23 protein-coding genes and 1 pseudogene are annotated in these 26,057 nt (G+C 64.1%); 17 read left to right on the top strand and 7 right to left on the bottom strand.

Annotated features, from left to right (window positions below):
• Positions 1–6 precede the first annotated feature (6 nt).
• Positions 7–735, bottom strand: coding sequence for a TetR/AcrR family transcriptional regulator (locus tag P0D71_RS31700; RefSeq protein ID WP_408184293.1), 729 nt, complete (start codon positions 733–735; stop codon positions 7–9).
• 373 nt (positions 736–1,108) lie between these two features.
• Here P0D71_RS31700 and P0D71_RS31705 point away from each other — a divergent pair, with 373 nt between their 5' ends.
• From P0D71_RS31705 to P0D71_RS31755, 11 genes are all read left to right on the top strand, one after another.
• On the top strand, positions 1,109–2,716 hold the full coding sequence (locus P0D71_RS31705) for a 6-hydroxynicotinate reductase (protein ID WP_408483487.1): 1,608 nt from the start codon (positions 1,109–1,111) through the stop codon (positions 2,714–2,716).
• A 67-nt stretch (positions 2,717–2,783) separates the two neighbouring features.
• Positions 2,784–3,722, top strand: a complete 939-nt coding sequence (locus P0D71_RS31710) for a UPF0280 family protein (protein ID WP_408483488.1) — start codon at positions 2,784–2,786, stop codon at positions 3,720–3,722.
• Positions 3,698–4,288: an amino acid synthesis family protein gene (locus P0D71_RS31715; protein ID WP_408184290.1), complete on the top strand. Its 591-nt coding sequence runs from the start codon at positions 3,698–3,700 to the stop codon at positions 4,286–4,288. The genes P0D71_RS31710 and P0D71_RS31715 overlap by 25 nt, the downstream gene beginning before the upstream one ends.
• 60 nt (positions 4,289–4,348) lie before the next feature.
• Positions 4,349–4,933, top strand: coding sequence for an amino acid synthesis family protein (locus P0D71_RS31720; RefSeq protein WP_091806770.1), 585 nt, complete (start codon positions 4,349–4,351; stop codon positions 4,931–4,933).
• A gap of 140 nt (positions 4,934–5,073) precedes the next feature.
• A complete protein-coding gene (locus P0D71_RS31725) occupies positions 5,074–7,014 on the top strand; it encodes an ABC transporter permease (protein ID WP_408184288.1) in 1,941 nt (646 codons plus the stop codon).
• Positions 7,011–7,820, top strand: a complete 810-nt coding sequence (locus P0D71_RS31730; protein WP_408483489.1) for an ABC transporter ATP-binding protein — start codon at positions 7,011–7,013, stop codon at positions 7,818–7,820. The genes P0D71_RS31725 and P0D71_RS31730 overlap by 4 nt, the downstream gene beginning before the upstream one ends.
• The gene (locus P0D71_RS31735) at positions 7,817–8,530 is read left to right on the top strand and encodes an ABC transporter ATP-binding protein (protein WP_408342236.1); all 714 of its coding nucleotides are present in this window, start codon (positions 7,817–7,819) and stop codon (positions 8,528–8,530) included. The genes P0D71_RS31730 and P0D71_RS31735 overlap by 4 nt, the downstream gene beginning before the upstream one ends.
• Positions 8,531–8,604: 74 nt before the next feature.
• Positions 8,605–9,804: an amidohydrolase family protein gene (locus P0D71_RS31740; protein ID WP_408483490.1), complete on the top strand. Its 1,200-nt coding sequence runs from the start codon at positions 8,605–8,607 to the stop codon at positions 9,802–9,804.
• A gap of 40 nt (positions 9,805–9,844) precedes the next feature.
• Positions 9,845–10,351, top strand: coding sequence for a (2Fe-2S)-binding protein (locus P0D71_RS31745; RefSeq protein WP_408483491.1), 507 nt, complete (start codon positions 9,845–9,847; stop codon positions 10,349–10,351).
• Positions 10,348–13,956, top strand: a complete 3,609-nt coding sequence (locus tag P0D71_RS31750; RefSeq protein WP_408483492.1) for a molybdopterin cofactor-binding domain-containing protein — start codon at positions 10,348–10,350, stop codon at positions 13,954–13,956. Before P0D71_RS31745 ends, P0D71_RS31750 begins: the two co-directional genes overlap by 4 nt.
• A gap of 108 nt (positions 13,957–14,064) precedes the next feature.
• Complete coding sequence (locus P0D71_RS31755) at positions 14,065–15,273, top strand: ABC transporter substrate-binding protein (RefSeq protein ID WP_091806787.1); 1,209 nt, start codon at positions 14,065–14,067, stop codon at positions 15,271–15,273.
• Between the two features lie 177 nt (positions 15,274–15,450).
• Here the strand turns inward: P0D71_RS31755 and P0D71_RS31760 are convergent, their stop codons facing one another.
• Entirely contained in the window at positions 15,451–15,702 is a 252-nt protein-coding gene (locus P0D71_RS31760; protein WP_007178046.1) for a hypothetical protein, read from the bottom strand.
• Positions 15,703–15,987: 285 nt separating this feature from the next.
• On the opposite strand from P0D71_RS31760, the gene P0D71_RS31765 reads away from it, so the two are divergent.
• On the top strand, positions 15,988–16,506 hold the full coding sequence (locus P0D71_RS31765) for a DUF6496 domain-containing protein (RefSeq protein ID WP_408483493.1): 519 nt from the start codon (positions 15,988–15,990) through the stop codon (positions 16,504–16,506).
• 68 nt (positions 16,507–16,574) lie between these two features.
• Here the strand turns inward: P0D71_RS31765 and aptA are convergent, their stop codons facing one another.
• Positions 16,575–17,903, bottom strand: coding sequence for an omega-aminotransferase AptA (gene aptA, locus P0D71_RS31770; protein WP_408483494.1), 1,329 nt, complete (start codon positions 17,901–17,903; stop codon positions 16,575–16,577).
• Positions 17,904–18,121: 218 nt separating this feature from the next.
• On the opposite strand from aptA, the gene P0D71_RS31775 reads away from it, so the two are divergent.
• Positions 18,122–19,537, top strand: coding sequence for an aminotransferase-like domain-containing protein (locus P0D71_RS31775; RefSeq protein WP_091806794.1), 1,416 nt, complete (start codon positions 18,122–18,124; stop codon positions 19,535–19,537).
• A gap of 9 nt (positions 19,538–19,546) precedes the next feature.
• On the opposite strand, the gene P0D71_RS31780 is transcribed toward P0D71_RS31775, so the two are convergent.
• The gene (locus P0D71_RS31780; RefSeq protein WP_408293698.1) at positions 19,547–20,170 is read right to left on the bottom strand and encodes a LysE family translocator; all 624 of its coding nucleotides are present in this window, start codon (positions 20,168–20,170) and stop codon (positions 19,547–19,549) included.
• 164 nt (positions 20,171–20,334) lie between these two features.
• Positions 20,335–21,261 carry a LysR family transcriptional regulator gene (locus P0D71_RS31785; protein WP_091806797.1) on the bottom strand — a complete coding sequence of 309 codons (927 nt, stop codon included), beginning with the start codon at positions 21,259–21,261 and terminating at the stop codon, positions 20,335–20,337.
• Between the two features lie 150 nt (positions 21,262–21,411).
• Here P0D71_RS31785 and P0D71_RS31790 point away from each other — a divergent pair, with 150 nt between their 5' ends.
• The gene (locus P0D71_RS31790) at positions 21,412–22,176 is read left to right on the top strand and encodes an SDR family NAD(P)-dependent oxidoreductase (RefSeq protein WP_408483495.1); all 765 of its coding nucleotides are present in this window, start codon (positions 21,412–21,414) and stop codon (positions 22,174–22,176) included.
• Positions 22,177–22,236: 60 nt separating this feature from the next.
• Positions 22,237–22,953: a pirin family protein gene (locus P0D71_RS31795; protein WP_408483496.1), complete on the top strand. Its 717-nt coding sequence runs from the start codon at positions 22,237–22,239 to the stop codon at positions 22,951–22,953.
• A gap of 195 nt (positions 22,954–23,148) precedes the next feature.
• Here P0D71_RS31795 and P0D71_RS31800 read toward each other — a convergent pair.
• Positions 23,149–23,244: pseudogene (locus P0D71_RS31800) on the bottom strand (catalase); the annotation flags it as partial.
• Positions 23,245–23,731: 487 nt separating this feature from the next.
• Between P0D71_RS31800 and P0D71_RS31805 the strand changes: the two are divergent.
• Positions 23,732–24,379, top strand: a complete 648-nt coding sequence (locus tag P0D71_RS31805; RefSeq protein WP_408483497.1) for an oxidoreductase — start codon at positions 23,732–23,734, stop codon at positions 24,377–24,379.
• A 42-nt stretch (positions 24,380–24,421) separates the two neighbouring features.
• Positions 24,422–25,342: a LysR family transcriptional regulator gene (locus P0D71_RS31810; protein ID WP_408483498.1), complete on the top strand. Its 921-nt coding sequence runs from the start codon at positions 24,422–24,424 to the stop codon at positions 25,340–25,342.
• On the opposite strand, the gene P0D71_RS31815 is transcribed toward P0D71_RS31810, so the two are convergent.
• Positions 25,331–26,047: an SDR family oxidoreductase gene (locus P0D71_RS31815; RefSeq protein WP_408483499.1), complete on the bottom strand. Its 717-nt coding sequence runs from the start codon at positions 26,045–26,047 to the stop codon at positions 25,331–25,333. The genes P0D71_RS31810 and P0D71_RS31815 overlap by 12 nt on opposite strands.
• Positions 26,048–26,057 lie beyond the last annotated feature (10 nt).

Raw genomic sequence — 26,057 nt, forward strand, 5'->3', positions numbered from 1 at the left:
GAGCGGTTATGCCTCGCTATTCTGGCTTGCCTCGTTCACCGCGACCGTGAGCGCCGCCGCATCCGGCGGCACGGGCAAACTCGACCTCACCGCGCGCAGCACCGTGTCCTTGATCACCTCGCACCAATGCTCGAGCGCCGCCTTCTCCATGAGCGGCTCGCCCAGAAACGCGCCCAACGTGTACTGATTGGCGTTATAAAAATACCCGAGCGAGGCGATCATCAAATACACATCGCGCGCTTTGACATCGGCACGGAACACCTGCTGTGCCTGCCCCGCGTCCAATAACTTCTGCACCACGGAAATTGCATAGCCGGAAATCTCCTTCAGCTTGAGGGATTTCTTCGCGTGCTTGCCTTGATGCAGATTTTCGCTGGAGAGCAGCGTGACGAACTCGGGATGATCGAGGTAGTACTGCCAGACGAACTCGACCATCTGTTCGAGCCCATGCACCGGGTTGGCCAGATCGAGATCGAGCTTGCTTTCCGCCTCGTTGAACTGCGTGTAGATCGTTTCCAGAACCTCGACGAACAACTGCTCCTTGCTGCCGAAGTAGTAATAAATCATGCGGTCGTGCGAGCGTGCCGCCTTCGAAATACTCTCCACGCGGCCACTCGCATAGCCCTGCTTGGCAAAGACCTTGATGGCCGCTTTCAGAATCTTGGCGCGAGTGTCCTGCGCCTGTTTCGCACGGATGCCGGTAGCGCCCGGTTTGCGGGCGGCGGTGGGACTCATGGCGGTCTCGGATCTCTTGTTAGCGTAGGTTGAACGGCACGCGCCGCAGCCGGCCAGGCACGGGCGCGCCTTCATCATACAGCCCGCATGGACGGTTGCGGGATGCGCTGCGCGATCATTCACTTCGGCGTAGATTGAAGCGTCATTCAGACGGTGATGTGGCGTTGCACCAATCACGCGCATGCCAGTAAATACGTTGCGCAGACTAAATTGATCGAGTAGATTTCTAACGAGTTTGGTGTAGCGGATACTACACGAACGGTGAGTGGCCGCAACATGGAAGTTGGCGGGTCACGCGAAAGTGCCTTCAAACAAGGGCTATTCGTGAGCCGAAGCGGGACCGATTGTAATGTCGTCGTATGCGAACCCCACCATGACAGAACATACGAAGGTCGATTTCGGAGCGGAAAGCGTCGACGGTGAAACCGCTTCGACGCCGGGTCCGACCGTGCTCGAGAAGGCGGCGCCGCGCAGCGAGCGGATGGCGTCGAACAAGATTGAATGCAACGCGTGCCCGGTGCTGTGTCAAATATCAGCAGGGCGCACCGGCGCATGCGACCGTTATGCGAACGCCGACGGCAGGCTGATTCGTGTCGATCCGGTGGTGTTCCTGTCGCGCGCGCCTTTAACAGCCGAAGCGGGCGCAGGCAGCGCGAACGCCTCGATCGAATTTGGTGCGGCTTCCGAAGTGCGGGACCCCGCGGCCGAACAGGCGCTGTTCGTGACCGGCGTCGGCGCATCCTCCACGTATCCCGACTACAAGCCGGCGCCCTTTATCGTTGCTTCGAAACTCGACGACGTCGACATGATCACGGTCGTCACCGAAGGCATTTTCAGCTACTGCAGCTTCAAGGTGAAGATCGACACCGACCGTTTTCTCGGGCCGGAGCAGTCGAACGTGCGTTGCCAGGGCGAGATCGTCGGCCATGTGACGACGGCCGAATACGGTTCGCAGATGCTGAGCCTCGGCGGCGTGCATCATCTGACCGGCGGCAGCAAGAAAGAAGGCCGCCTGACGTGCGACATGATGCTCGCGCTCGGCAACAAGGAGGCGGTGGAACTGAGCATCGACGGCGGCGCGAGTCTGGTGATTCGCGCGGGCGCTGCGCCGATTGTCGACGGTGTCGAGGAGCAGCGCATGCGCGTGGGCTGCGGGTCGGCCACGATCGGCATCTTCGCGAAGCAATGGTTCGGTCATGCCGACGAAGTGGTGGTCGTCGACGATCACATTACCGGCGTGCTGACCGAGCATCAGGCGGGTCGCTGTCTCGGCATGACGCGCTCAGGTCTGAAGATTCGCGGACGCAAGTCGACGCCGGGCCGTTATTTTCAGGTGGCCAATCCCGGCACGGGTTGGGGCGGCACCGACATTCAGGACCCGCTCGCGATTGTCGAAGGCTTCGACCCTGCCGTCGCCAGGCCGGGTATGCGCTTGCTAATGGTATCGACCACCGGCGAGCACGCGCAGTGGTACGAACTCGATCAGGATCTCGTGCCGCGCATCGCGGCGATGCCGGAGGCGGTGCGCCGCACGGTCGAACGGATCGGCGAGAACTGCGAGCCGTCGCTGGCCACCGTGCTGTTTCTCGGCGGCGCGGGCGGCAGCCTGCGGGCGGGTGCCACGGAAAACCCGGTGCTGCTCACGCGCGCGATCAAACAGAAACTGGTCAACGTGACCTGCGGCGGCGCACCGGCTTACGTGTGGCCGGGCGGCGGCATCACGGTGATGGTGGATGTCTCGCGCATGCCCGACCGTTCGTTCGGCACGGTGCCGACACCCGCCATTGTCGCGCCGATCGAATTCACCATGACCTATGACGCGTATCGCGATCTCGGTGGTCATCTCGAAGCGGTGCGCTCACTAGAGAGCATATTGGCCAACGGGCCGGAGCATACGGAAGGCGCGCCGCTCGCGCGCCGAACCCTCGCGCGCAATCCTGACAATCCGTGGCCGCCCGCCATGCCGCCGATGCTCGGCTAACGGTGCCGCCCGCGCCGATCTAAACAACCCAACGCACCTAAAAGACGCAACGCACGTAACGGACACGATGAACCCAACCCGCACCCGACTCGATGCGACCCGCTGGCACTGGCAGCATGGGCCGATCGATCTGATCCTCAGCGCGGAAGGCACGCCTTCGGCGGTGCAGGCCGCGTATGAGGCGTGCTGGGCGCGTTTTGTCGACGTGTTGCCGGAGCTGGTGGGCGAGTTGCCGCGGCTTCGGCAGCCTGTGCCGGCCGACTCGACGTTGAACGGCACAGCGTTGCAAGGCGCGGTTGCCCGTCGCATGTGGTCGGCCTGTCATCCTCACCGGGCGCGCTACATCACGCCGATGGCGGCGGTGGCGGGCAGCGTCGCCGATGAATTGGTCACGGTGTTTGCGCGCGAAGACATCTCGCGCGCATTCATCAACAATGGCGGCGACATTGCGCTTTATCTGACCGAGGGACAGCAATACCGCGTCGGCGTGTTCGCCGACCTCGCATCGTTCTCGCCCGTGCGGCTGTCACGCGATCAGACGCTCGACGCCAACCTGACGCTCGACGCGAACCTGCCGGTACGCGGCATTGCGACGAGCGGCTGGCGCGGCCGCAGCTTCAGCCTCGGCATTGCCGACAGCGTCACCGTGCTCGCGCGCAACGCCGCCGCCGCGGACGCCGCCGCGACGATGATCGCCAACGCCGTCGATCTGGATCACGCGGGGATCCTGCGGCGTCCGGCTTCGTCGTTGAAGGACGATAGCGACCTCGGCGACATGCTCGTCACAGTCGACGTGCCGTCCTTACCACAGCCGCTGATCGATTTCGCGCTGGCGCGTGGCGTCGAAGCCGCCCAGCACTTGCTCGCACAAGGCTTGATTGAAGGCGCCGCGCTATTCCTGCAAGGGCGGGTGCGCGTGGTTGGCATTCAGGACACAGGCGGGTTGCTCACGCAGCGCGCACAGATAAAAACGGAGGCTCCGTGTTCGAAATACGCCGCGTGCTGACGCACGTCGAAGACATCTTCCACGAGTTCGGGCCCGCGCCCGCGCAGCCGCTCAGGCGCGGCGCGATTGCCGCGGTGATGACGAACCCGTTCGCCGGGCGCTACGAAGCGAAAATCGAGCACGCAATGGAAGCGCTCAAGCCGATCGGCTTCGATATGGCGCAGCGGTTGCTGGCGGCGATGGCGGTGCCGCATGCGTCGATTGAAAGTTACGGCAAGGGCGCGATTGTCGGCTCGCGTGGCGAACTGGAGCACGGCGCGTTGTGGCATGTGCCGGGAGGCTATGCGATGCGTGAGTTGCTGGAGAAGAACGGCGTGCCGACCAACGCCATCGTGCCGTCGACCAAGAAGGTCGGCGCGCCGTCCACCGCGCTCGACGTGCCGCTCACGCATGTCAATGCAAGCTACGTGCGCAGCCATTTCGACGCGATCGAAGTGCGCGTGCCCGGCGCGCCCGCAGCGGACGAACTGGTGTATATCCTCGTGATGAGCACGGGGCAGCGCGTGCACGCGCGGGTGGGCGGCCTCGCGAAAGAGGCGATCGTGGGCAAGGACGGTTTGCGCTGAGCGCGCCTCGCTGGCGCACGGAAAATAACGCAGAGCAGGCATCGGAACTCGGAGAGCGAAATGGCAATCAAGCTTCGCAAGCTGGTCGTGCAAGTGGATGAAACACGCATTGAAATGGGCCAGGCCGTCGAGCCGCCGGCGCGTCGAGCCGTTGCAATCGCGGTGATCGATAACCCTTATGCCGGCCGCTACGAAGCCAAACTCGACGCGCTGATCGAAGCGGGCGAGGAGTTGGGCGCGTTGCTCGGCAACAAGTGTGTCGAAGCGCTCGGCATCGCGCCGGGCGACGCGCAAAGCTATGGCAAGGCTGCTATCGTCGGCGAGGCGGGCGAACTGGAGCATGCCGCCGCGATCCTGCATCCGAAGCTCGGCGCGCCGCTGCGCGCGGCGGTGGAGAAGGGCGCGGCACTGGTGCCGTCGGCAAAGAAGATGGGCACGCTCGGCACCGCGATCGACGTGCCGCTCGGCCACAAAGACGCCGCCTTCGTGCGCAGTCATTTCGATGCCATCGAAGCGCGCGTGTCGGACGCGCCGCGTGCGAACGAAATTGTCGTCGCTGTCGCGGTAACGGCGTCAGGCCGGCCGCTGCCGCGCATCGGCGGGTTGCAGGTGAGCGAGATCAAAGGCGAAGACGGTCTGCGCTGAGTTTGCATTCGTTTATTTCGCTGTTACTGTCCTGCCGTTGACGCGTGCGTGCATGGTGCCGCACGCGCTGCAACGTCTGCTGATCGTGTCGAATGCGCGAGGCCGCGCACTCGCCGTTCAGCAAGCTGCCGAGGGTCGCGATGTTTTCGAATTTGCTGGTACAGCTGGTCAACGGACTCGCCGACGCGTCGACGCTGTTTCTCGTCGCCGCCGGTTTGTCGCTGATCTTCGGCGTGACACGTATCGTCAACTTCGCGCACGGCTCGTTCTATATGTTCGGCATCTATGTCGCGTATAGCATCGCGAGCCGTTTCGGGCACACGGCGGTCGGCTTCTGGCTGTCGGTGCTGGCTGCGGCGCTGGTGGTCGCGGTGCTGGGCGCGCTGGTCGAGATGGTGGTTCTGCGCCGCATCTACCAGGCGCCCGAGCTGTTTCATCTGCTCGCCACGTTCGCGCTGGTGCTGATCTTTCGCGATGCCGCGCTGTGGCTGTGGGGCCCGGAAGACCTGTTCGGTCCACGTGCGCCGCATCTGGCGGGCGCGGTCGATTTCCTCGGCCATCCGCTGCCTACCTACGACATTGCCTTGATCGTGATCGGTCCCGTGGTGTTGCTGCTGCTCTGGTACGCGTTGACACGCACGCGCTGGGGCACGCTGGTGCGCGCCGCCACGCAGGATCGCGAGATGCTTGGCGCGCTCGGCATCAATCAGGCGTGGCTGTTTACCGGTGTGTTTTTCGTCGGCGCGTTTCTCGCCGGGTTGGGCGGTGCCCTGCAAGGGCCGCGCATGTCGGCGAATCTGTCGCTGGATCTGGAGACGATCGGCAACGCTTTCGTGGTGGTGGTGGTCGGCGGCATGGGTTCGATTCCGGGGGCGTTCATTGCCGCGCTGATCATCGCGGAGATCAAGGCGCTGTGCATCGGCATCGGCCACGTGACGATCTTCGGCGTCGGTCTGTCGCTGAGCCGCTTCACGCTGGTGGCTGAATTCGTCGTGATGGCGGTCGTGCTGGTGGTGCGTCCGTGGGGTCTGCTCGGCCGCGCGAGCGCCGCGGTTCGTGGCATGGCGGCGCCGGAAACGCCTTTGCGTCCGGCGGGCAAACGGCTCAAATGGCTGGCCGCCATCGCGTTGCTGGTTCTCGTGCTGGCGCCGCTCGCGGCCAACGCATTTCCGTACATGCCCGTATTGCTGGTCGAGATCCTGATCGCCGTGCTGTTCGCGACCAGTCTGCATTTCATCATGGGACCGGGCGGCATGCATTCGTTCGGCCACGCCGCCTACTTCGGACTGGGCGCATACGGCGCCGCGCTATTCCTCAAAGTATTGAATTTGCCGATGGAAGCCGCGTTGCTGCTCGGCCCGCTATTGGCGGTGGCCGGCGCGCTGGTGTTCGGCTGGTTCTGCGTGCGCCTCTCCGGCGTCTATCTCGCGATGCTGACGCTCGCGTTCGCGCAGATCGTCTGGTCGGTCGTATTCCAGTGGGACGACGTGACGGGCGGCAGCAACGGCATTCTCGGTTTGTGGCCGTCGAACTGGTTGTCGTCGCCGGTGGCCTTTTACTACGTGACGCTCGCCTGCGCCGTGGTCGGCGTGTGGCTGTTGCGCAAGATGTTGTTCTCGCCGCTGGGTTACGCCATGCGGGCCTCGCGTGACTCCGTGCTGCGCGCCGAGGCGATCGGCATCGACGTGAAACGCGTGCAATGGGCCGCGTTCGTGATCGCGTCGCTGTTCTGCGGACTCGCCGGATCGCTCTATGCATTCTCGAAGGGCACGATTTCGCCGGAAGTGATCAGCGTGAGCCGTTCGGTGGACGGCCTCGTGATGGTGCTGCTCGGCGGCTTGCAGACACTCACCGGGCCGATTGTGGGCGCGGCCGTGTTCACGTGGCTGCAGGACACCGTCGCGCGGCAAACCGACTACTGGCAGGCGCTGCTGGGCTTCGCGATCCTGCTGTTGGTGATCGCGTTTCCGCAGGGGATCGTCGGCTTCATTCGCGAGCGTTTCGGCGACGATACCGCCGACCCGGCTGAAAAGAGCGCCGTCCCGCCTGCTCAGCGCGCGGCGATCAAGGAGGGGCTATGAGCTTGCTGCGCGTCAGCGGTCTCTCCAAATCGTTCGGCGGCCTCAAGGCGGTCGACAATGTTTCTTTCGATCTCGAAGCGGGTCAATTGCTGGCCCTGCTCGGGCCGAACGGTGCGGGCAAGTCCACCTGTTTCAACATGGTCAACGGGCAGTTGACGCCTTCGTCCGGATCGATTCGTCTCGACGGTCATGAACTGGTCGGCATGCGTCCGCGCGACATCTGGCGGCTGGGCGTGGGGCGCACGTTTCAGATTGCCGCGACCTTCAACTCCATGACCGTGATCGAGAATGTGCAGATGGCGCTGGTCTCGCGCGAACGCCAGACCTTCGGGCTATGGAAGCCCACCCGCTCGCGCTACGCCGACGAAGCCCTCGCGCTGCTCGACCAGGTCGGCATGGCCGCGGACGCGAACCGCGCGTGCGGCGTGCTCGCTTATGGCGATGTGAAGCGTGTGGAACTCGCGATTGCGCTGGCCAATCGCCCCAAGCTGCTGCTGATGGATGAACCCACCGCCGGCATGGCGCCGAAGGAGCGCAACGAGCTGATGGCGCTGACCAAACGTCTCGTCACCGAACACCAGATCGGCGTGCTGTTCACCGAGCACAGCATGGACGTCGTATTCGCCTACGCCGATCGCATGATCGTGCTCGCGCGCGGCAAGCTGATTGCCGAAGGCGACGCCGAGACGATCCGCAACGACCCACGCGTGCAGGAAGTCTATTTCGGCACCGGCAAGACCTTCCAGCCGCACGCACCGCTGCACGACGCAGCCGGCGGCCATCAAGGCCAGGGAGCATTGCAATGAGCGAGCCGATGCTGAAAGTCTCCGGCCTCAACGCGTTCTATGGCCGCGCACATATTCTGTTCGACGTCGGCCTCGAAGTCGGCCGCGGCGAAGTCGTGGCGCTAATGGGCCGCAACGGCGCGGGCAAATCGACCACGATGAAAGCGGTGATGGGCCTGCTGCCGCGCCGGCACGGCGAAGTGAGTTTTCGCGGCCACAACATCACGGCGTTGCCGCCGTACAAGATCGCGCGCATGGGCATGGGCTTCGTGCCCGAGGATCGTCGCGTGTTCGCGGATCTGACCGTGATGGAGAACCTCGACACCGGCCGTCAGCCGCCGCGCGAAGGTGCACCGCAATGGACGCCGGAAAAACTGTTCCGCCTCTTTCCCAATCTCGGCGAAATGCCGCAACGTCCGGGCGGCCAGATGAGCGGCGGCGAGCAGCAGATGCTCACCGTGTCGCGCACCCTGATGGGCAATCCGTATCTGGTGCTGCTCGACGAACCGTCCGAAGGCGTGGCGCCGGTGATCGTCGAACAGATGGCGAACATGATTCTCGAACTCAAGCGCGAAGGGCTGTCGATCCTGTTGTCCGAACAGAACCTGCACTTCGCCGAGCTCGTCAGTGACCGCGCGTACGTGCTCGAAAAAGGGCAGATCCGCTTTAGCGGCACGATCGGCGAACTCGCGCAGAACGAAACAGTGAGGCGCGCTTATCTGAGCGTGTGATTCCATCGGCGCGTGCGAATCACACGCGGTCGCACTTCGCGGGCGCCGGACAGTCGTTGCGAAAGGAGAAGCAGATGGCAGCAGAGACGTTGACAGGCTTGTCGGGCAAGGTTGCGGTGACGAACATCGGTCTGCTGTTATCCGGCGATATCGATCAGCCGATTCTCGACGCGAACACGCTGGTGATCGACGACGGCGTGATCGTCGCGGTCGGCCGCGAAAAGGACTGCGATCTCGAAGGCGCGCGCACGACGGTCGATTGCAAAGGCACGACGGTCGCGCCAGGTCTGATCGACTCGCATGTGCATCCCGTTTTCGGCGACTGGACGCCGCGCCAGAATCAGATGGGCTGGATCGAATCAAATCTGAACGGCGGCGTGACCACGATGATTTCCGCCGGCGAAGTGCATTTGCCCGGCCGCCCGAAAGACGTGCTCGGCGTGAAGGCGCTCGCCATTACCGCACAACGTTCGTTCGAGGGCATGCGCGGCGCGGGTGTCGGCGGCGGCGTCAAGGTGATGGCGGGCGCACCGGTGATCGAGAAGGGCATGGTCGAGGAGGACTTCAAGGAGCTTTCGGAAGCGGGCGTCAAGCTGCTCGGCGAAGTCGGCCTGGGCAGTGTGAAGGGCGGCGAAGAAGCCGCGCAGATGGTGGCGTGGGCGCGCAAGTACGGCATTCAGAGCACGATTCACACGGGCGGTCCGTCGATTCCCGGCTCGGGCCTGATCGATCGCGACGTGGTGCTCGCCGCCGACGCGGACGTGATCGGCCACATCAACGGCGGGCATACGTCGCTGTCTTACCGGCATGTCTGCGATCTGTGCGAGCAGTCGAGCCGCGCGCTGGAAATTGTCCACAACGGCAATGAACGGATCGCCTTGCTGACCGCGCGTCATGCGATCGAATTGAAGTGCCCGCACCGGATCATTCTCGGCACGGATAGTCCCGCCGGTTCCGGCGTGCAACCGCTCGGCATTTTGCGGATGATCGCGCTGATCTCAAGCCTTGCCGACGTGCCCGCGGAAATCGCCTTCTGCTTCGCGACGGGCAACACCGCGCGTCAACGTAATCTGCGCCAGGGGCTAATCGAAGTGGGCCGTCCCGCCGACCTCGTGTTCATGGACCGCGCGCAACACACGGCCGCCGATACGCTGCTCGAAAGCGTGCAGCTCGGCGATATTCCGGGCGTGGGCATGGTGATGATCGACGGGCTGATTCGCTGCCGGCGCAGCCGCAATACGCCACCGGCCACCGAAGTGCCGGTGGTGCTGTGAACGCCGATCGTACGGCTCGCGCAGCGGGGCTGGCACGCTCATGAACCGCCCCGCGCCTCTTACGCTGAAGGTGAACGGCGCGACGCATCTCGTCAGCGCCGCGGCCGACACGCCGCTGCTCTATCTGCTGCGTAACGACCTCGCGCTGAACGGTCCGAAATTCGGCTGCGGTCTCGGCGAATGCGGCGCGTGCACGGTCCTGCTCGACGGCATGCCGACGCGCGCGTGCGTCACCACGGCAAAGGTCGCGTTGGGCCGCGAGATCACCACGCTCGAAGGACTCGGTACGCGCGCCGCGCTGCATCCGGTGCAGCAGGCGTTTATCGAAGAGCAGGCCGCGCAGTGCGGCTATTGCCTGAACGGCATGATCATGACGGCCAAGGCGCTGCTCGATCGCGATCCGCATCCGAGCGTCGAGACGATCCGGCGCGAGTTGTCGCGCAATCTGTGCCGTTGCGGCACGCATGTCGAGATCGTGCGCGCGGTGCAGCGCGCCGCTGAATTGCTCGCGGCGCAATCCGCCGTGCATGAAGGAGCGCGTGCATGACCGGCCCGGACTTCAGCGTCGATCGACGCGCCGCGCCACCTTCGCGACAACAGCTCTATGACGCGCAGAGCGTGCTGATCGTCACGCGGCCGCCGCAGGCGCCGGTCAAGCCGGCAATCGGTCAGCCGGGCTCGCGTTCGTCGTTCGTGCCGACCGAGGCGGACCTGTTCCTCGTGGTGCGCGACGACGGCAGCGTGGTCGCGTTCAACGGTCACGTCGATCTCGGCACCGGCATCGGCACGGCGCTCGCGCAGATCGTCGCGGAAGAACTGGATGTGCCGTTGACACGCGTGTCGATCGTGCTCGGCCATACGCGTGAAGCGCCGAATCAGGGGCCGACGATCGCCAGCGCGACGATCCAGATATCGGCGGTGCCATTGAGACACGCCGCGGCGCAGGCGCGGCAATTTCTGCTGGCTGAGGCGGCGGCGCGGTTCAGCGTGAGCGTCGAGCAACTCGACGTGCGTGACGGTGTGGTTTTTCGGCGCGACGGCGATACTGCCGCGAAAGGCATCGGCTACGGCGATCTGGTGAGCGGGAAGCGTGTCGAACTGAAGCTCGATACGAACGCGCCGCTAAAGTCGCCGGACACCTACAGAATCGTCGGCAAGAGTGCGCCGCGCGTCGATATTCCCGCGAAGGCCACCGGCGAATTGAGTTTCGTGCATGACGTACGCGTGCCGGGCATGTTGCACGGTCGAGTGGTGCGTCCGCCCTATGCCGGTGTCGCGCAGGGCGACTTCATGGGCAACAGCCTGCTGCGCGTGGATGAAGATTCCGTTAGCGATTTGCCCGGTATCGTGAAGGTCGTCGTGATTCGCGACTTCGTCGGTATCGTGGCGGAGCGTGAGGAAATCGCGCAGCAGGCCGTGAAGCGGCTGCGCGTGCAATGGAAAGCGGTTGAAGGCCTGCCAGCGCTCGAAACCAGCGAGGACGTGGAAGCGGCCTTGCGCGCGAATCCGGCCAAACGGCGCGATCTGGTGATCGAGGGCGACGTCGATGCAGCGCTGGCGCAAGAGTCCGATCGCAAGCTGGAACGCACTTACGTGTGGCCGTTTCAGATGCACGCATCGATCGGACCTTCGTGCGCGGTGGCCGATTATCGCGAGGGCGCGTTGAAGGTCTGGTCGGGTACGCAGAATCCGCATTCGCTGCGCGCCGATCTCGCGTTGCTGATGAGCATGGACGAAGCGCACATCGAGATCGTGCGGATGGATGCGGCCGGCTGCTACGGCCGCAATTGCGCGGACGATGTCGCCGCCGACGCCGCGCTGCTCTCGCGCGCCGCCGGCAGTCCGGTGCGCGTGCAACTTTCGCGCGAAGACGAGCATGCGTGGGAGCCGAAAGGCGCCGCGCAATTGATGGACGTGCGCGGCGCGTCGAATGCCGGGGGCGAACTGGCCGCATACGACTTTGCGACGCGCTATCCGTCCAACGATGCGCCGACACTGGCGCTGCTCCTGACCGGCACGATCGCCGCGCAGCCGCAGGTGTTCGAAATGGGCGACCGCACGGCCGTGCCGCCGTACGATTACCGCACCATGCGTATCGTTTGCGACGACACGCCGCCGATCGTGCGCGCGTCGTGGTTGCGCGGCGTGTCCGCGTTGCCGAACACGTTCGCGCACGAGTCGTTCATCGACGAACTGGCGGCGCAGGCGAGCGTCGATCCGGTCGAGTTTCGTCTGAAGCACCTGCGCGATCCACGCGCGATCGAGCTGGTCAAAGCTGTCGCGGAGAAAGCCGGGTGGGAGCCGCGTAGCGCCGAACTCAAAGAGGATGAGGGCGACATCGCACGCGGGCGGGGTTTCGCTTATGCCCGCTACGTGCATAGCAAATTTCCCGGCTTCGGCGCGGCGTGGTCCGCGTGGGTGGCCGATGTGGAAGTCAATCGCAAGAGCGGCGAGCTGGCGGTGACGCGCGTGGTGGTCGGCCAGGATACCGGCACGATGGTGAATCCCGACGGCGTGCGTCATCAGATACACGGCAACGTGATTCAGGCGACGAGCCGCGCGCTGAAAGAACGTGTGACGTTCGGCGAGAATGCGGTGACGAGCCAGGAGTGGGGCGCGTATCCGATTCTGACCTTCCGCGAAGTGCCCGTGATCGACGTGGTGATGATGCCGCGCCACGGCGAGCCGCCGATGGGCGCGGGCGAATCCGCGTCGCTGCCTGGCGCGGCTGCGATCGCCAATGCGCTCTTCGATGCCACGGGCGTGCGTTTTCGCCGGCCGCCTTTCACACCGGAGACGATCCGCGCTGCGCTTGCCGATGCGCAAGCCGAAGATAAGGCGGCACGCAGGAAGAAGCGCTGGCGATTGGGTTTTTTAGGCACTTTCGCGGCGGGCGCAGTGGGATGGCTCGGCACATTTTCGCTCGCGCCGCACGCGGTCGCACCGATCACGCCGCCACTGGCGAGTGCGTTTCCGGCCGATCTCGTGGCGCGCGGCAAACTGCTGGCGTCGCTCGGCAATTGCGCGGTCTGCCATACCGCGCACAACGGCGTGCCGAACGCCGGCGGCAAACCGCTCGATACGCCCTTCGGCACCGTGTACAGCACCAACATCACGCCGGACGGCCTGACCGGCATCGGCAACTGGTCGCTCGAAGCGTTCATGCGGGCGATGCGGCAAGGCATCAGCCGCGATGGACACCGTCTCTATCCGGTCTTCCCGTACACCTCGTTCCAGAACACTTCCGACGACGATCTGAAAGCGCTCTACGCCTACCTGATGGCGCAAACGCCAGTGCGCTCGCGCCCGCCGGAAACGAAGCTGGCGTATCCGTTCAGCGTGCGTCCGCTCATGGCCGCATGGAACGGACTCTTTCTCGGACGCACGGCTTTCGCCGCCAGCGCGACGCAAAGCGCGCAATGGAATCGCGGCGCGTATCTGGTGAATGGGCTCGGCCATTGCAGCGCGTGTCATACGCCGCGCAATGCATTCGGCGCCGAGAAAGCCGGCGCGGCATTCATGGGCGGCGGTGTCGCCGAAGGCTGGGAAGCGCCTGCGTTGTCGACGCTTTCGAACGCGCCCGTGCCCTGGAGCGAGGACGAACTGTTCAGCTATTTGCGCTCCGGCCACGCGCCGCTGCACGGCGTCGCGGCGGGGCCGATGGCGCCTGTGGTCGGCGATCTGGCGGCGCTGCCCGACAGCGATATTCGCGCAATGGCCACCTATCTCAGTTCGCTCAGCCCGGTGGAACCGAACGCGGATCCGGTCGCGGTCGCACGCCAGGTTGAACAGGCGAGCGCGATCTCAGGCGCGCCGGCCGGCCTCGGCGCGCGACTCTTCGACGGCGCGTGCGCCGCCTGTCATCACACCGGTAGCGGGCCGCAATTGTTCGGCGCGCATCCATCGCTCGCGCTCAACACGAATCTGCACAGCGCGACGCCTGATAACCTGATTCGCGTGATTCTCGACGGCATCGGCTCGCCTGCGCGTCCCGAACTCGGTACGATGCCGGCTTACCGAGACAGTTTCAACGACGCCCAGGTGGCCGAACTCGTGTCGTACCTGCGTCAGCAATTCGCCGGTGGCAAGCCGGCCTGGCAGAACGTCACGGCGAGCGTCGCCCGGATTCGCGCGACGGCGCGCGTCGATTGAGTCGATGAGCCGATTGGGTCGAGATGCATCGAGATAAATCGCAAGCCGCTCGAACACCTGATAACAACGACCAGCATTCCCGCAATCCTTTTGATAACGGAGAAACGCATGACCACGCGCGCAGGATGGATTTCTCGCCTCATGGTGCCGACCGTACTGTCGTTCGCCGCTTTGAGCGCGAGCGCACAGCAGACCATCAAGATCGGCGAGATCAATAGTTACAAGGCGCAGCCCGCCTTTCTCGGGCCTTACAAGAACGGCTGGAATCTCGCGCTCGACCAGGTGAATGCCGCGGGCGGCGTGCTCGGCAAACAACTCGAGGTGGTATCGCGCGACGACAACGGCAATCCCGGCGACACGATTCGCGTTGCGCAGGAACTGATCGCGCGCGAGCAGGTGCAATTGCTGTTCGGCGGCTTCCTCTCGAACACCGGCCTCGCACTTGCCGACTTCTCGAAGCAGAAGAAGATCTTCTTCCTCGCCGCTGAACCGCTGACCGACAAGATCGTGTGGGCCGACGGCAACAAATACACGTACCGTTTGCGTCCTTCCACATATATGCAGGTGGCGATGCTCGTGCCCGAAGCCGCCAAGCTGAAGAAGAAGCGCTGGGCGCTGGTGTACCCGAACTACGAGTATGGGCAATCGGCGGTGGCGACCTTCAAGAAACTGCTGACGGCGGCGCAGCCCGATGTGCAGTTCGTCGCAGAACAGGCCACGCCGCTCGGCAACGTCGATGCGGGCGCGGTGACGCAGGCGATCGCCGATGCCAAGCCGGACGCGATTTTCAACGTGTTGTTCGGCGCCGACCTCGGCAAGTTCGTGCGTGAGGGCAATACGCGCGGACTCTTCAAGGATCGCAGCGTGGTGTCGCTGCTCACGGGCGAGCCGGATTATCTCGACCCGCTGGGCGCGGAAGCGCCGACCGGCTGGATCGTCACGGGCTACCCGTGGTATTCGATCGATACGGCGGCCAACAAGAAGTTCGTCGACGCCTATCAGGCCAAGTACCACGACTATCCGCGGCTCGGCTCGGTGGTGGGATATTCGGCGTTGATGTCGATTGCCGCGGGGATCAAGAAGGCCGGGTCGGTCGATCCGGATAAGCTCGCCGCCGCGTTCAAGGGCCTCGGCGTGGAGACGCCGTTCGGGCCGATCACCTATCGGGCCCAGGACAATCAGTCCACCATGGGCGCATATGTCGGCGTGACGGGGTTGAAGGACGGCAAGGGCGTGATGACGTCCTACCGGTATATCGATGGCGCGAGCGTTCAGCCGTCGGATGCCGAGGTCAAGAAGTTGCGGCCCGCCGAGTGAGGTCGTGACGCCTGCGGCGCGCGGCGCCGCAGGCGGGTAGCGCGATGCACGACGCTCGAACTTGCGGCCACTCGCGGGTCGAGGTGGCCAGCGACCGCGGCTCTATGCGGCCACCCACGCGCGCGTCAACGCGGCCCCGAACAGGCAGCTCGCGGCGACAAGCGGAGAATCGGAGGACTACTCTTCCGCGTCGTGCTCGATCACGAATCGCTTCAGATAAGCCAGCACGGCGGCTTCGACCGCGCGATGATCCGCGGTGCTTTTGGAGCCTGCATTTTCTTCGTCGCCGAACAGGGTGGAGGGCGCGTTGTGCACGTCCACTTCCTGGCCTTCGCGAAAGACGCGAATTTCATGGACGTCTTCGGCGTATTCGGCGATCCAGTGCACGCCTTCAATATGCGCGCCTGCGCGAACGGTAGGGATCTTCATGGACGTCTCCCGTCGGGCCGGACCACGCGCCAACCCTTGCCAATACCATACGCTGTCCAGCTGAGCGGCGCGAGTTCTGTCCGCCGGTTTCCTGATGTTTCGCCGCGATTCGGCGCATTCCTCGAATTTTTGCCGCCGTTACAGCGCTGTTTCGCAATTCCTTGCGCCGGGACCAATGACGCCGCCTTCATCGCATGAGAGCGCTTCGGCGCGGATTGCCCGGCGCGCCGCGCTGCGGCACACCCGTTGCTGCATGACATGGGCCACAACCAACCGGAGAATGTCATGCCCGAACAGAAAACCCTCAAGCGTGCCCACGCCGACAAGCGCGCGGGCAAGTCGTCGAGTACCCAGGCCGGCGAATTCGTCAAGGAACAGGTCGACAAGGTGCGTGCCGGCAAGCACGGCGTCAGGTCGGCCAAGCAGGCGATTGCGATTGGGCTCTCGGAAGCCCGGCGCGCGGGCGTCGCCGTGAAGTCGCCCAAGAAGGGCGCGGCGAGCGAGTCCACGCGCAAGAAAGCCGCCACGGATAAAGCCGCGGGCCAGCACAAGAGCACCACGAAGAAGAGCGCGGAGTCGACCGCGAAGCGCTCGCGCGCCGCCACCAATGCATTGAAGCGTGAGGGAAGCGCCGGTGCATCGCGCGCGGCGTTGTCGAAGCAGACAAAGGCGGCCGCGGCCAAACGTCCGGCGGCGAGCCGTTCCGCTGCGGCGAAGAAGGCCGCCGCGACGAAAGGTGCTGCGGGCCGTTCTGCGGCGGCCAAGAAGGCGGCCCATACGAGGGCTTCGCGCGCGCACCATTGATAGCGCGCGTTTGCCGATCAGGCGGCGCACACGATGCGCGCCGCCTGATCGAGTGCTGAATTGCTGAATTACTGCACCGTAGCCAGCACGTCGCCCACGGTCTTGAAGATGTGCGCAATCTGCTCTTCATTGATGATGAGCGGCGGCGAGAACGCGAGGATATCGCCCGTAAAGCGCACCAGCACGCCCGCTTCGAAGCATTTGACGAACGCCTCGTAAGCGCGCGCGCCCGGTGCGCCGTCGCGCGATTCGAGCTCCACGCCGGCGATCAGGCCGAGGTTGCGCACGTCCTTCACATGCTTCGCGCCGCGCAGCGAGTGGGCGGCCGCTTCGAACGTCGGCGCGAGCGTCGCGGCGCGTTCGAACAGACCCTCGCTGCGATACAGGTCGAGCGTGGCAATCGCGGCTGCCGTGGCGGCCGGGTGAGCCGAATACGTATAGCCGTGGAACAGTTCGATCGCGCCTTGCGCGCCGCTGTTCACGATCGTGTCGTGGATCGTGCGGCTTGCGGCCACCGCGCCCATCGGGATCGCAGCATTGTTGATCGCCTTCGCCATCGTGATCAGGTCTGGCGTGACGCCGAAGTATTCGCTCGCCGTGACCTTGCCGACGCGGCCAAAACCGGTAATCACTTCGTCGAAAATCAGCAGGATGCCGTGCTTCGTGCAGATCTCGCGCAGCTTTTGCAGATAGCCTTGCGGGGGAATCAGCACGCCCGTCGAGCCGGCCACCGGTTCGACGATCACGGCGGCGATCGTGGATGCATCGTGCAGCGTGACGATGCGCTCCAGTTCTTCGGCGAGATGCGCACCCCAGGCCGGCTGGCCTTTCGAGAACGCGTTCTGTTCGAGGTTATGCGTGTGCGGCAGGTGATCGACTGCGGGCAGCAGCGCGCCCGAGAAGGTCTTGCGGTTCGTGGCGATGCCGCCGACCGAGATGCCGCCAAAGCCCACGCCGTGATAACCGCGCTCGCGGCCGATCAGGCGGGTACGCTGGCCTTCGCCGCGCGAACGGTGGTAGGCCAGCGCGATTTTCAGCGCGGTGTCGACCGATTCCGAACCCGAGTTCGTGAAGAAGATGCGATCCAGACCTTCCGGCATCAGTTCAGCAACTTTCGTGGCCGCTTCGAAGGCGAGCGGGTGGCCCATCTGGAAAGTCGGCGCGAAATCCAGTTTGGAGAGCTGCTGGGTAATCGCAGCGATGATTTCCTCGCGGCCGTGGCCGGCATTCACGCACCACAAACCCGCGCAACCGTCGAGCACTTCACGCCCATCCGAGCTGCGGTAATACATGCCCTTGGCCGATTCCAGCAGGCGCGGCGCGGCCTTGAACTGGCGGTTGGCGGTAAAGGGCATCCAGAAAGACGACAGATCGTCGATGACAGGGCGCGAAGTCATGTGTGTTTCCTCGAAAGTGGATCCCCAGGGAGACTTCCTTTGGGGCGTAGCAAAACTGTAGCGTTCGCGGTTTAATGGCGGCATAAACAGTTGACGCAGTGTGGCGCTAACTGTGTTGGTGGATTCGCACTAACTGTGTCGATGCGCGCCGGACCGGGGGTCGGGCTCCGTCATTCGCCCGTTCAGCCGCCCACCGCGGCCCGTTTTTCGTCCTGACCATGATCGAACTAGAACTCGAGCGCGACCGGCGCGCCGCTCCCACGCTCGTCGAGCAGGTGGTGCAAGGCTTCGCGCGCGCCATCGAGGCGCAGTCGCTGCGCGCCGGCGCGCTGCTGCCGTCGGTGCGCCAACTGGCACAAAGCCACGACCTGAGCACCTTCACGGTCACGGAGGCGTACAACCGGCTCGTTTCGATGGGGCTCGTGGTTGCGCGCCGCGGTTCCGGCTATCGCGTGGCGGCGCGCTCGCAATCCACGCGGGTTGCCGCCACCGACTGGCAGCCGCCGAGCCTCACCGCAACCTGGCTCCTGTCCGACGTGTTCGCCGACCATTCCGTGCCGATCAAGGCGGGCGGCGGGTGGCTGCCGAACGAGTGGATCAACGAAACCGGTTTGCAGCACGCGTTGCGGGCGGTGAGCCGGGTGCCGGCGGCGCGCCTTGGCGACTACGGACATCCGTATGGATTCGCGCCGTTGCGCGAACGGATCGCCGAGCAACTCGACCGGCGCGGCTTGCCCGTGGATGTCGCCAATGTCCTGCTTACGCAAGGCGCGACCCAGGCGCTGGATCTGATCGTACGCACCTTGCTGCGCGCGGGCGACGCCGTGATCGTCGAAGATCCAGGCTATTGCAATCTGCTGCAGATTCTCAAGCTGGCGGGCCTCGAAGTGCATGGCGTTCCGCGCACGCCGGCGGGCGTCGATACGGACGTGCTCGAAGCGCTGGTCGCGCAGCACAAGCCGAAGGCGATCTTCGTCAATACCACGCTGCAGAATCCGACCGGCGCGACCTTCGGCATGTCGGCTGCGTTCCGCTTGCTGCAGATTGCCGAGCGTCAGCGCATGTGGGTGATCGAAGACGACGTGAGCCGCGAACTCGCGCCATCCGGCGCGCCGCTTTTCGCGGCCATGGAAGGCTTACAGCGCGTGCTCTACGTTGGCGGCTTTTCGAAGACCGTGACGCCGGGGCTGCGCTGCGGCTATGTGGTCGCCGAACGCGCGGTACTGCGTGAGCTGGCGCGTACGAAGATGGCGGTGGGTTTGACGTCGTCGGAGGCGATCGAGCGGATCGTCGACAAGGTGTTGCTGGAGGGGCGCTACGCGCGTCACGTGGAAGCCGTCAACGAGCGTCTCAAGCTCGCGCATGCGACCGTTGAGGAGCGGCTCGATTCGCTCGGTCTGGAGCTGTTTCACCGGCCGCGCGCGGGGCTGTTCCTGTGGGCGCGCTTGCCGGTCGACGCGGAGCGGGCCGGCGAAGTGGCGACGGCCGCGCTTTCACACGGCATCTGGCTTGCGCCGGGCTCCTACTTTCGTCCCGACGATGCCCCGAGCGCCTGGTTCCGCTTCAACGCGCCATATTCGACCGACGACGCGTTGTGGCGCTTCATCGAGCGGGTCGGGCAGGGCGCGTTATAGCGGTCGGGTTCACGCGCTCTGGCCGAGCAGCTTCAGCGCGATCGGATACAGCGACAGCACCAGCAGCAGCGCCATGGCCACGTTGAAGACACGCAGCCGCTTCGGGTCCGATAGCACCTGCCGCATGGCGGTGCCGAAACCTGCCCACAGGCAGATGCACGGAAAGCCGATCACGTAGAAGATCACCGCCATGGCGATGGCGTTCATGCTGTAGCTCTCGCTGAGGTGGATCGTCGTGGCGGCGGTCAGCACCATCATCCATGCCTTCGGATTGACCCACTGGAAGGCGATGGCTTCGTAGAACTTCATGGGCCGGCGCTCGCCTTTCTTCACCTTCAACTCACCCGAGGTGCCGATCTTCCACGCGAGGTAGAGCAGGTAAGCGACACTCGCAACTTCGAGCACGGTGTACAGCACGGGAAAGTGGACGAAGGCTTCGCCCAGACCGATGCCGACCGACAGCATCAACAGCACGACGCCGGCGCTGATGCCGGACAGATGCGGCAGCGTGCGGCGAAACCCGAAGTTGACTCCGGAGGCCAGCAACATGGTGTTGTTCGGACCGGGCGTGATCGTGGTGACGAGCGCGAACAGGATGCCGGCGGGCAGCGCACTGAGACTGAGATAAGACATGAAATGCTCCGCTGTCGGACGAAAGGGGATGGGAGCATTCTAGCGATGGTGTCCGGTACAGTACCTGTACGGTTTTTGAGATGGTGTCCGGTACGGGTGGCCGCGATGATGGAGTTTGGGCGATCGCTGTTGTTCAAATGCAATGATAAGTCGTCGCTTATTCGTCAAGTTGATTGCTTAGGCCATCGCCACGTTGGATCGGAAAGATGCTCGGCAAAGTAATCGGACAGCGCCGCCACCTTCGCGGGCCGCGCACGCGCCGACGGCGTGACGAAGTAAAGGCCGCCTCTGGTCAGCGACCAGTCGGTGAGGATCGCTTCGAGTCGGCCATCGGCCAGATACTCGCCGGCGATGAATTCAGGCAGTTCGGCAATCGCCAGGCCGTCGAGCAGCGTGGGCAACAACGCATCGGAATTCGTCACGCGCAGCGGGCCGACGGGCATCACCGGCTCCTCCTCGCCCGCGTCGTTCGTGAAGCGCCAGACATCGCTGCGCGCGCGATACGCGTACGAGAGACATGGCCGATCCACCAGCTCGCGCGGATGCGCGGGCCGCCCTTCGCGCGCCAGATATTCGGGCGACGCCACCACGTATTGCGTCACCGCGCACAGCCGCCGCGCCACCAGCGACGAATCGGGCAACGCGGCAATACGCAACGCGGCGTCGAAGCCATCGGCGACCAGATCGACCGATGCATCCGATAGATGCAGGTCGATCGACACTTCCGGGTACGCGCGGAAGAAGCCCGGCAGCAGCGGCGCGACCCAGCGCAGCCCGAACGACATCGGCACGGCCAGGCGCACCAACCCGCGCGGCTGCACCGACATCTCACGCGCCGCGCTTTCCGCCTCCTCGGCCTGACGATAGATATCGCCAGCCTTCTCGCAGATCGTCCTGCCGAACTCGGTCAGCGACAGCTGCCGCGACGTGCGGTTAAAGAGCCGCGCGCCCAGACGATCTTCAAGGCGGGCCACGCCGCGCGAAACCGTCGCCACCGACACCCCCACCGCGCGGGCCGCAGCCGCGAACGATCCCTCCTCAGCGACCTTCGCGAACATCGCGAGTCCCTCGAAATCCGGCAGCCTCGCCATTTCCCCTCATCTTTGCATTTATGCAACGTTAGATTGCAATCAATTCTATTTAGAAAATACCCGGCCGTCGATATTCTCCTCACATCGCAGCACGCAACACCGAACCAGCCAACACCCACTTCCACTGAACGAACCGAAAGGAGCAAGACCATGGCACGCAAACTCGACAACAAGATCGCACTCGTCACCGGCGCAACCAGCGGCATCGGCCTCGCCGCCGCGCAGCGCTTCGCCGCCGAAGGCGCGCACGTCTACCTCACGGGCCGCCGTCAGGCCGAACTCGACGCCGCCGTGAAAAGCATCCGCGAAGCGGGCGGCCAGGCGAGCGGCGTGCGTGTCGACTCCACGAAACTGAACGAACTCGACGCGCTGTACGCGCAGATCAAGGAAGAACAGGGCCGACTGGACGTGCTGTTCGCCAACGCCGGTGGCGGCTCGATGCTGCCGTTCGGCAACATCACCGAAGAACACTTCGACGACACCTTCAACCGCAACGTGAAGGGCGTGCTGTTCACGGTGCAAAAGGCGCTGCCGCTGCTGGCCAAGGGCGCGTCGGTGATTCTCACGGGTTCGACGGCGGGTAGCGCGGGCACGGCGGCGTTCAGCGTGTACTCGGCTTCGAAGGCTGCGGTGCGCTCGTTCGCACGCAACTGGATCCTCGACCTCAAGGACCGCCAGATCCGCGTGAACACGATCAGCCCGGGGGCGACCCGCACGCCGGGACTGCTCGACCTGGCCGGCGACGACGCCGCCCAGCGCCAGGGTCTCGCCGATTACCTGGCGGCGCAGATCCCGATGGGACGTCTGGGCGAACCGAACGAAATCGCAAGCGCCGCGCTGTTCCTCGCCTCGGATGACGCGAGCTTCGTCAACGGCATCGAACTGTTCGTCGATGGCGGTCAGCAGCAGATCTAAGCGTGGCCCGGCGCATGGATGCGGTTCTACGCGCCCCATGCGCCCGAACGGAGGTTCATCATGATCGAACATCGTCCTTTTCATTCGCTCGGCGCGATCAGGCGCGACTGGCTCGACGCGCGGCTGCATTTCGGCGTGGGCGTGAGCGGGCGCGCCGATCATCCGCCACTGGGCCCGCTTTACGTGTGGAACGACGATGAGTTCGCACCGCGCTCGGGTTTCGGCCTGCATGTGCACCGGGACGTCGAGATCGTGACCTGGGTGCGCTCGGGCGCGATCACGCACGAAGACGACGCGGGCAATTGCGCCCGGCTGGTCGCCGATTCTGTGCAGGTCATAAGCGCGGGCGCGGCGATCTATCACGCTGAGCGCAATGAGGAACATGTGTCCGCGCGGCTACTCCAGATCTGGCTGCGTCCGCGCACGACGGGCGGTACGCCGCGTTGGGCGACGCGCGTCTGTTCGCGTGAATGTCGTGAAGGCTGCTTTATCACACTGGCAAGCGGCAATGAGGATGATGTCCGCGCGGGCGCGCTGCCCATCAATGCCGACGCACGCGTGCGTATCGCGACGCTGCGCGAAGGCATGACAATAAAGCACGAGTTGCCGATGCCCGGCTCAGCGTATCTTGTTGCGGATCACGGGCGGCTCGATGTGGGATTTATCCAGCTCGCTGCGCGCGACGGCGCAGCCGTCCGGGATGAGGCGAAGCTAGATCTGATAGCGCATGACGATACGGATGTGATGATCGTCGAACTTTTGGGCCAAGGCGAATGAGCCTTGTTGTTGTGTGCGACTGTCACCGACCATATCTCGGCCGTTCGAGCCTCCGACCAAAATCGTCAACAATCGAGAACCGAAACCAAAGACAAAAACGAAAACAGAAACGGGCCATGAGTGCCGGGCGGCAGTCCTATGGGATATTCATGTGCGGTCGAGACAAGATGGAAAACGAGCGCCGCTGAGTGGTGGAAATACGTTTGCCTTCGTGAAGCGGGAGATGTCATGCGTAATCTTCAGCGTACCAAATGCGCCAGATCCTTTCGCATGCACGCGCCGCTCCGGGATATTGGTAAAGCAATGATCGATCAGCTCGCCAAACCTATACCTAAGTATCGGTTAGTGAGGCGACACTGACGATTTTTTCAGCGAGGCATCAGTGCCTCTTGAAAGTGTTTCATCGGAAATCGTATAGAGCCCGGCGCCAACCTTCTCTATGCTAAATCGCGCGTAATTGCTCTGTTGCAATTCAATCCGCGAAACAGTCAACACAATTGGAGTCTGGAATGAAGAGGACGATCGCATCAGTCCTTTGTATCGGCTATTTCGCTTTCGGCGTCGCGGCACATGCTGCCGATTCCGGCTACACGCCTCCTGGGCGGATTAGTCGAAAGGACGCGTCGTCGAGAGTCATTGGTCATTCCTTGCGGGAATAGCGGTTAGCACTCCGGCCGCACTTCACCGGATGTCGAATGCCGCGCAAAGTTCGTTCCGCGCGCTCTCACGCTCGAAGAAATTCCCGGCGTGATCGAAGAATTGCGTCGCATTGCGGCGCTTGCGAAACCGCGCGGGCTTCCTGTTCGAGGTGCTCGATGCCATCGGTTCGGTTTGGGACGCTGGCCACATCGCGGTGCGTCTTTCGCCCGGAAGCTCGTACGGCACGATGTCCGATAGCGATCCGCATGCCACGTTCGGCTATGTCGCGCGTCGTCTGGATGCCTATGGTCTCGCGTATCCGCATGCGGTCGAGCCGAGAGTGCGCGGTAACGATGACGTCGCCGCGTCGGCCTCGGCTAGAGACTTGCGTCGCGTCTTCAAAGGCACACTCATCGCGGCGGGTGGCTTTACTGCGGATAGCGCGCAGCGCATCATTGAAGCAGGCGACGCCGATCTCGTCGCGTTCGGGCGCCTGTTTATCTCCAATCCGGATCTGCCGGAGCGACTGCGCGTCGCGGCGCCATTGAACCACTACGACCGCTCGACGTTCTATGGCGACGATGCGCGCGGTTACACCGATTATTCCTTCCATAGTGCAGCGCCGGTTATCCAAGGCGGGAGCGAGCATCGCAACCGGCCCCGCCCCAGGATCGCCTGCCGCGGGGCCGAGTTGTTCCTGCGGATTGCGTTGACAGAGACCGATCGGCAACGGCAATTTCATCGACCAGGTTCTGGCGCGATAGACTTCCAACTGAAAACATCTTAGCCACTATACGGACTTCACGATCCTTCAAGGAAAAGCAGCCACATGGACCGGATGGCAGCAATGGAAACTTATGTCAGTGTCGTGGAGGCAGGTTCATTCTCGGCGGCCGCAAAACGGCTTAGGCTCGGGCAGCCGGCCGTCTCGAAGTCGATCGCGCAACTCGAAGAGCGGCTCGGCGTGCGACTCCTGCTGCGCTCCACACGCGGCCTGACACCCACCGATGCCGGTCAGCGGTTCTACGAGCACGCGCGGCGCGCAATCGAAGAAGTGGATCTTGCTGAACAGGTGGTGCGCGACGCGTCTACCGGACTGTCGGGCGTGCTACGCATCAGCGCCGCGGTGACGTTTGCACGCCTGCACATCCTGCCGGCGCTCAAGACCTTTATGAACCGCCACCCGAATCTGCAGATTGATATCGTGCTGGACGACCGCACCATCGACCTGCTCGAACAAGGCGTGGACGTTGCATTGCGCATGGGCTCTCTCGACGATTCGGCCATGACCGCGCGTCGCATTGGGCGGAGCCGGAGGCTGGTCGTCGGCACGCCCGGCTACTTCGCCGAAGCAGGCGTGCCGAAATCGCCCGCGGATTTGAGCCAGCACCAAGCCGTGGTTTATTCGTTGCGCGGCGGGGGCGAATCCTGGGCGTTCAGCCAGCACGGCAAGGAAGTAGCAGTGGTCGTGTCAGGACGCGTCAGTGTCAGCGCCGCCGAGGGCATCCGCACGACGGTGCTCGGCGGCATGGGTCTCGCGATCGCATCGGAATGGATGTTTTCTCCGGAACTTGCCGATGGTACGGTCAAAGCGGTGCTCACCGACTGGGAATTGCCCCCGATCGACCTTTGGGCGGTATTCCCTGCCGGACGCCTGGTGAGTGCGAAGGCGCGCGCCTTCGTCGCTTTCGTGGAGGAGGTACTGGGCGTCGCGTCTGCCGGCAATGCCGGCACGCCCTCAGAACCCTAGCTTGCCAATCGACGCGCCGCCGTCGACGTACAGCGTCTGACCGGTCATGAAGGCGGCTACGTCAGAGAGCAGAAACGCGATCGTCCCGGCAATTTCACCGGGCTTGCCGAAGCGGCCCATGGGCACTGCCGACATATAGCGCTGCTCGCCCTCGCTTCCCGGTGGGTTGTTCGCGCGGAACAGCTCGGTCTCGGTCGGACCGGGCGCGATGGCATTCACCGTAATGCCCGTGTCGGCTAGTTCCAGCGCCCAGGAACGTGCAAAACTCACCAGCGCCGCTTTCGCCGCTGCATAGGCAGTGCGCTGCGTCATGCCGAGAATCGTCAGGCTGGAAATGTTCACGACCCGTCCCCAGCCCCGGGCCCGCATACCGGGAAGCAACGCCTGAACGGTCTGGACCGCCGGATGGAGGTTCAGCGCGAGGACGTCGTCGAGATCGTCGAGCGCGACCTCACCCAGACGTTGTGGCCTGACCAGCGCAACATTGTTCACCACGCCGTCAAACGAATGCCGGCGCACCAGATCCCGGAGCACGGCGGCGGTTGCATCACGATCGGCGAGATCGACACGGACCAGTTCACCCGGAAAATCGCTTGCTTCACGCGCGAGGCCAACGACACGGTGGCCGTCGCCAATCAGGCGCTCTGTCAGCGCGAGACCGATGCCTTTGGTCGCGCCGGTAATGAGAAAAGTACGCTGTGTCATCAAATGTCCT

The organism is Paraburkholderia sp. RL17-383-BIF-A (assembly GCF_046028015.1).
Classification (GTDB): Bacteria; Pseudomonadota; Gammaproteobacteria; order Burkholderiales; family Burkholderiaceae; genus Paraburkholderia.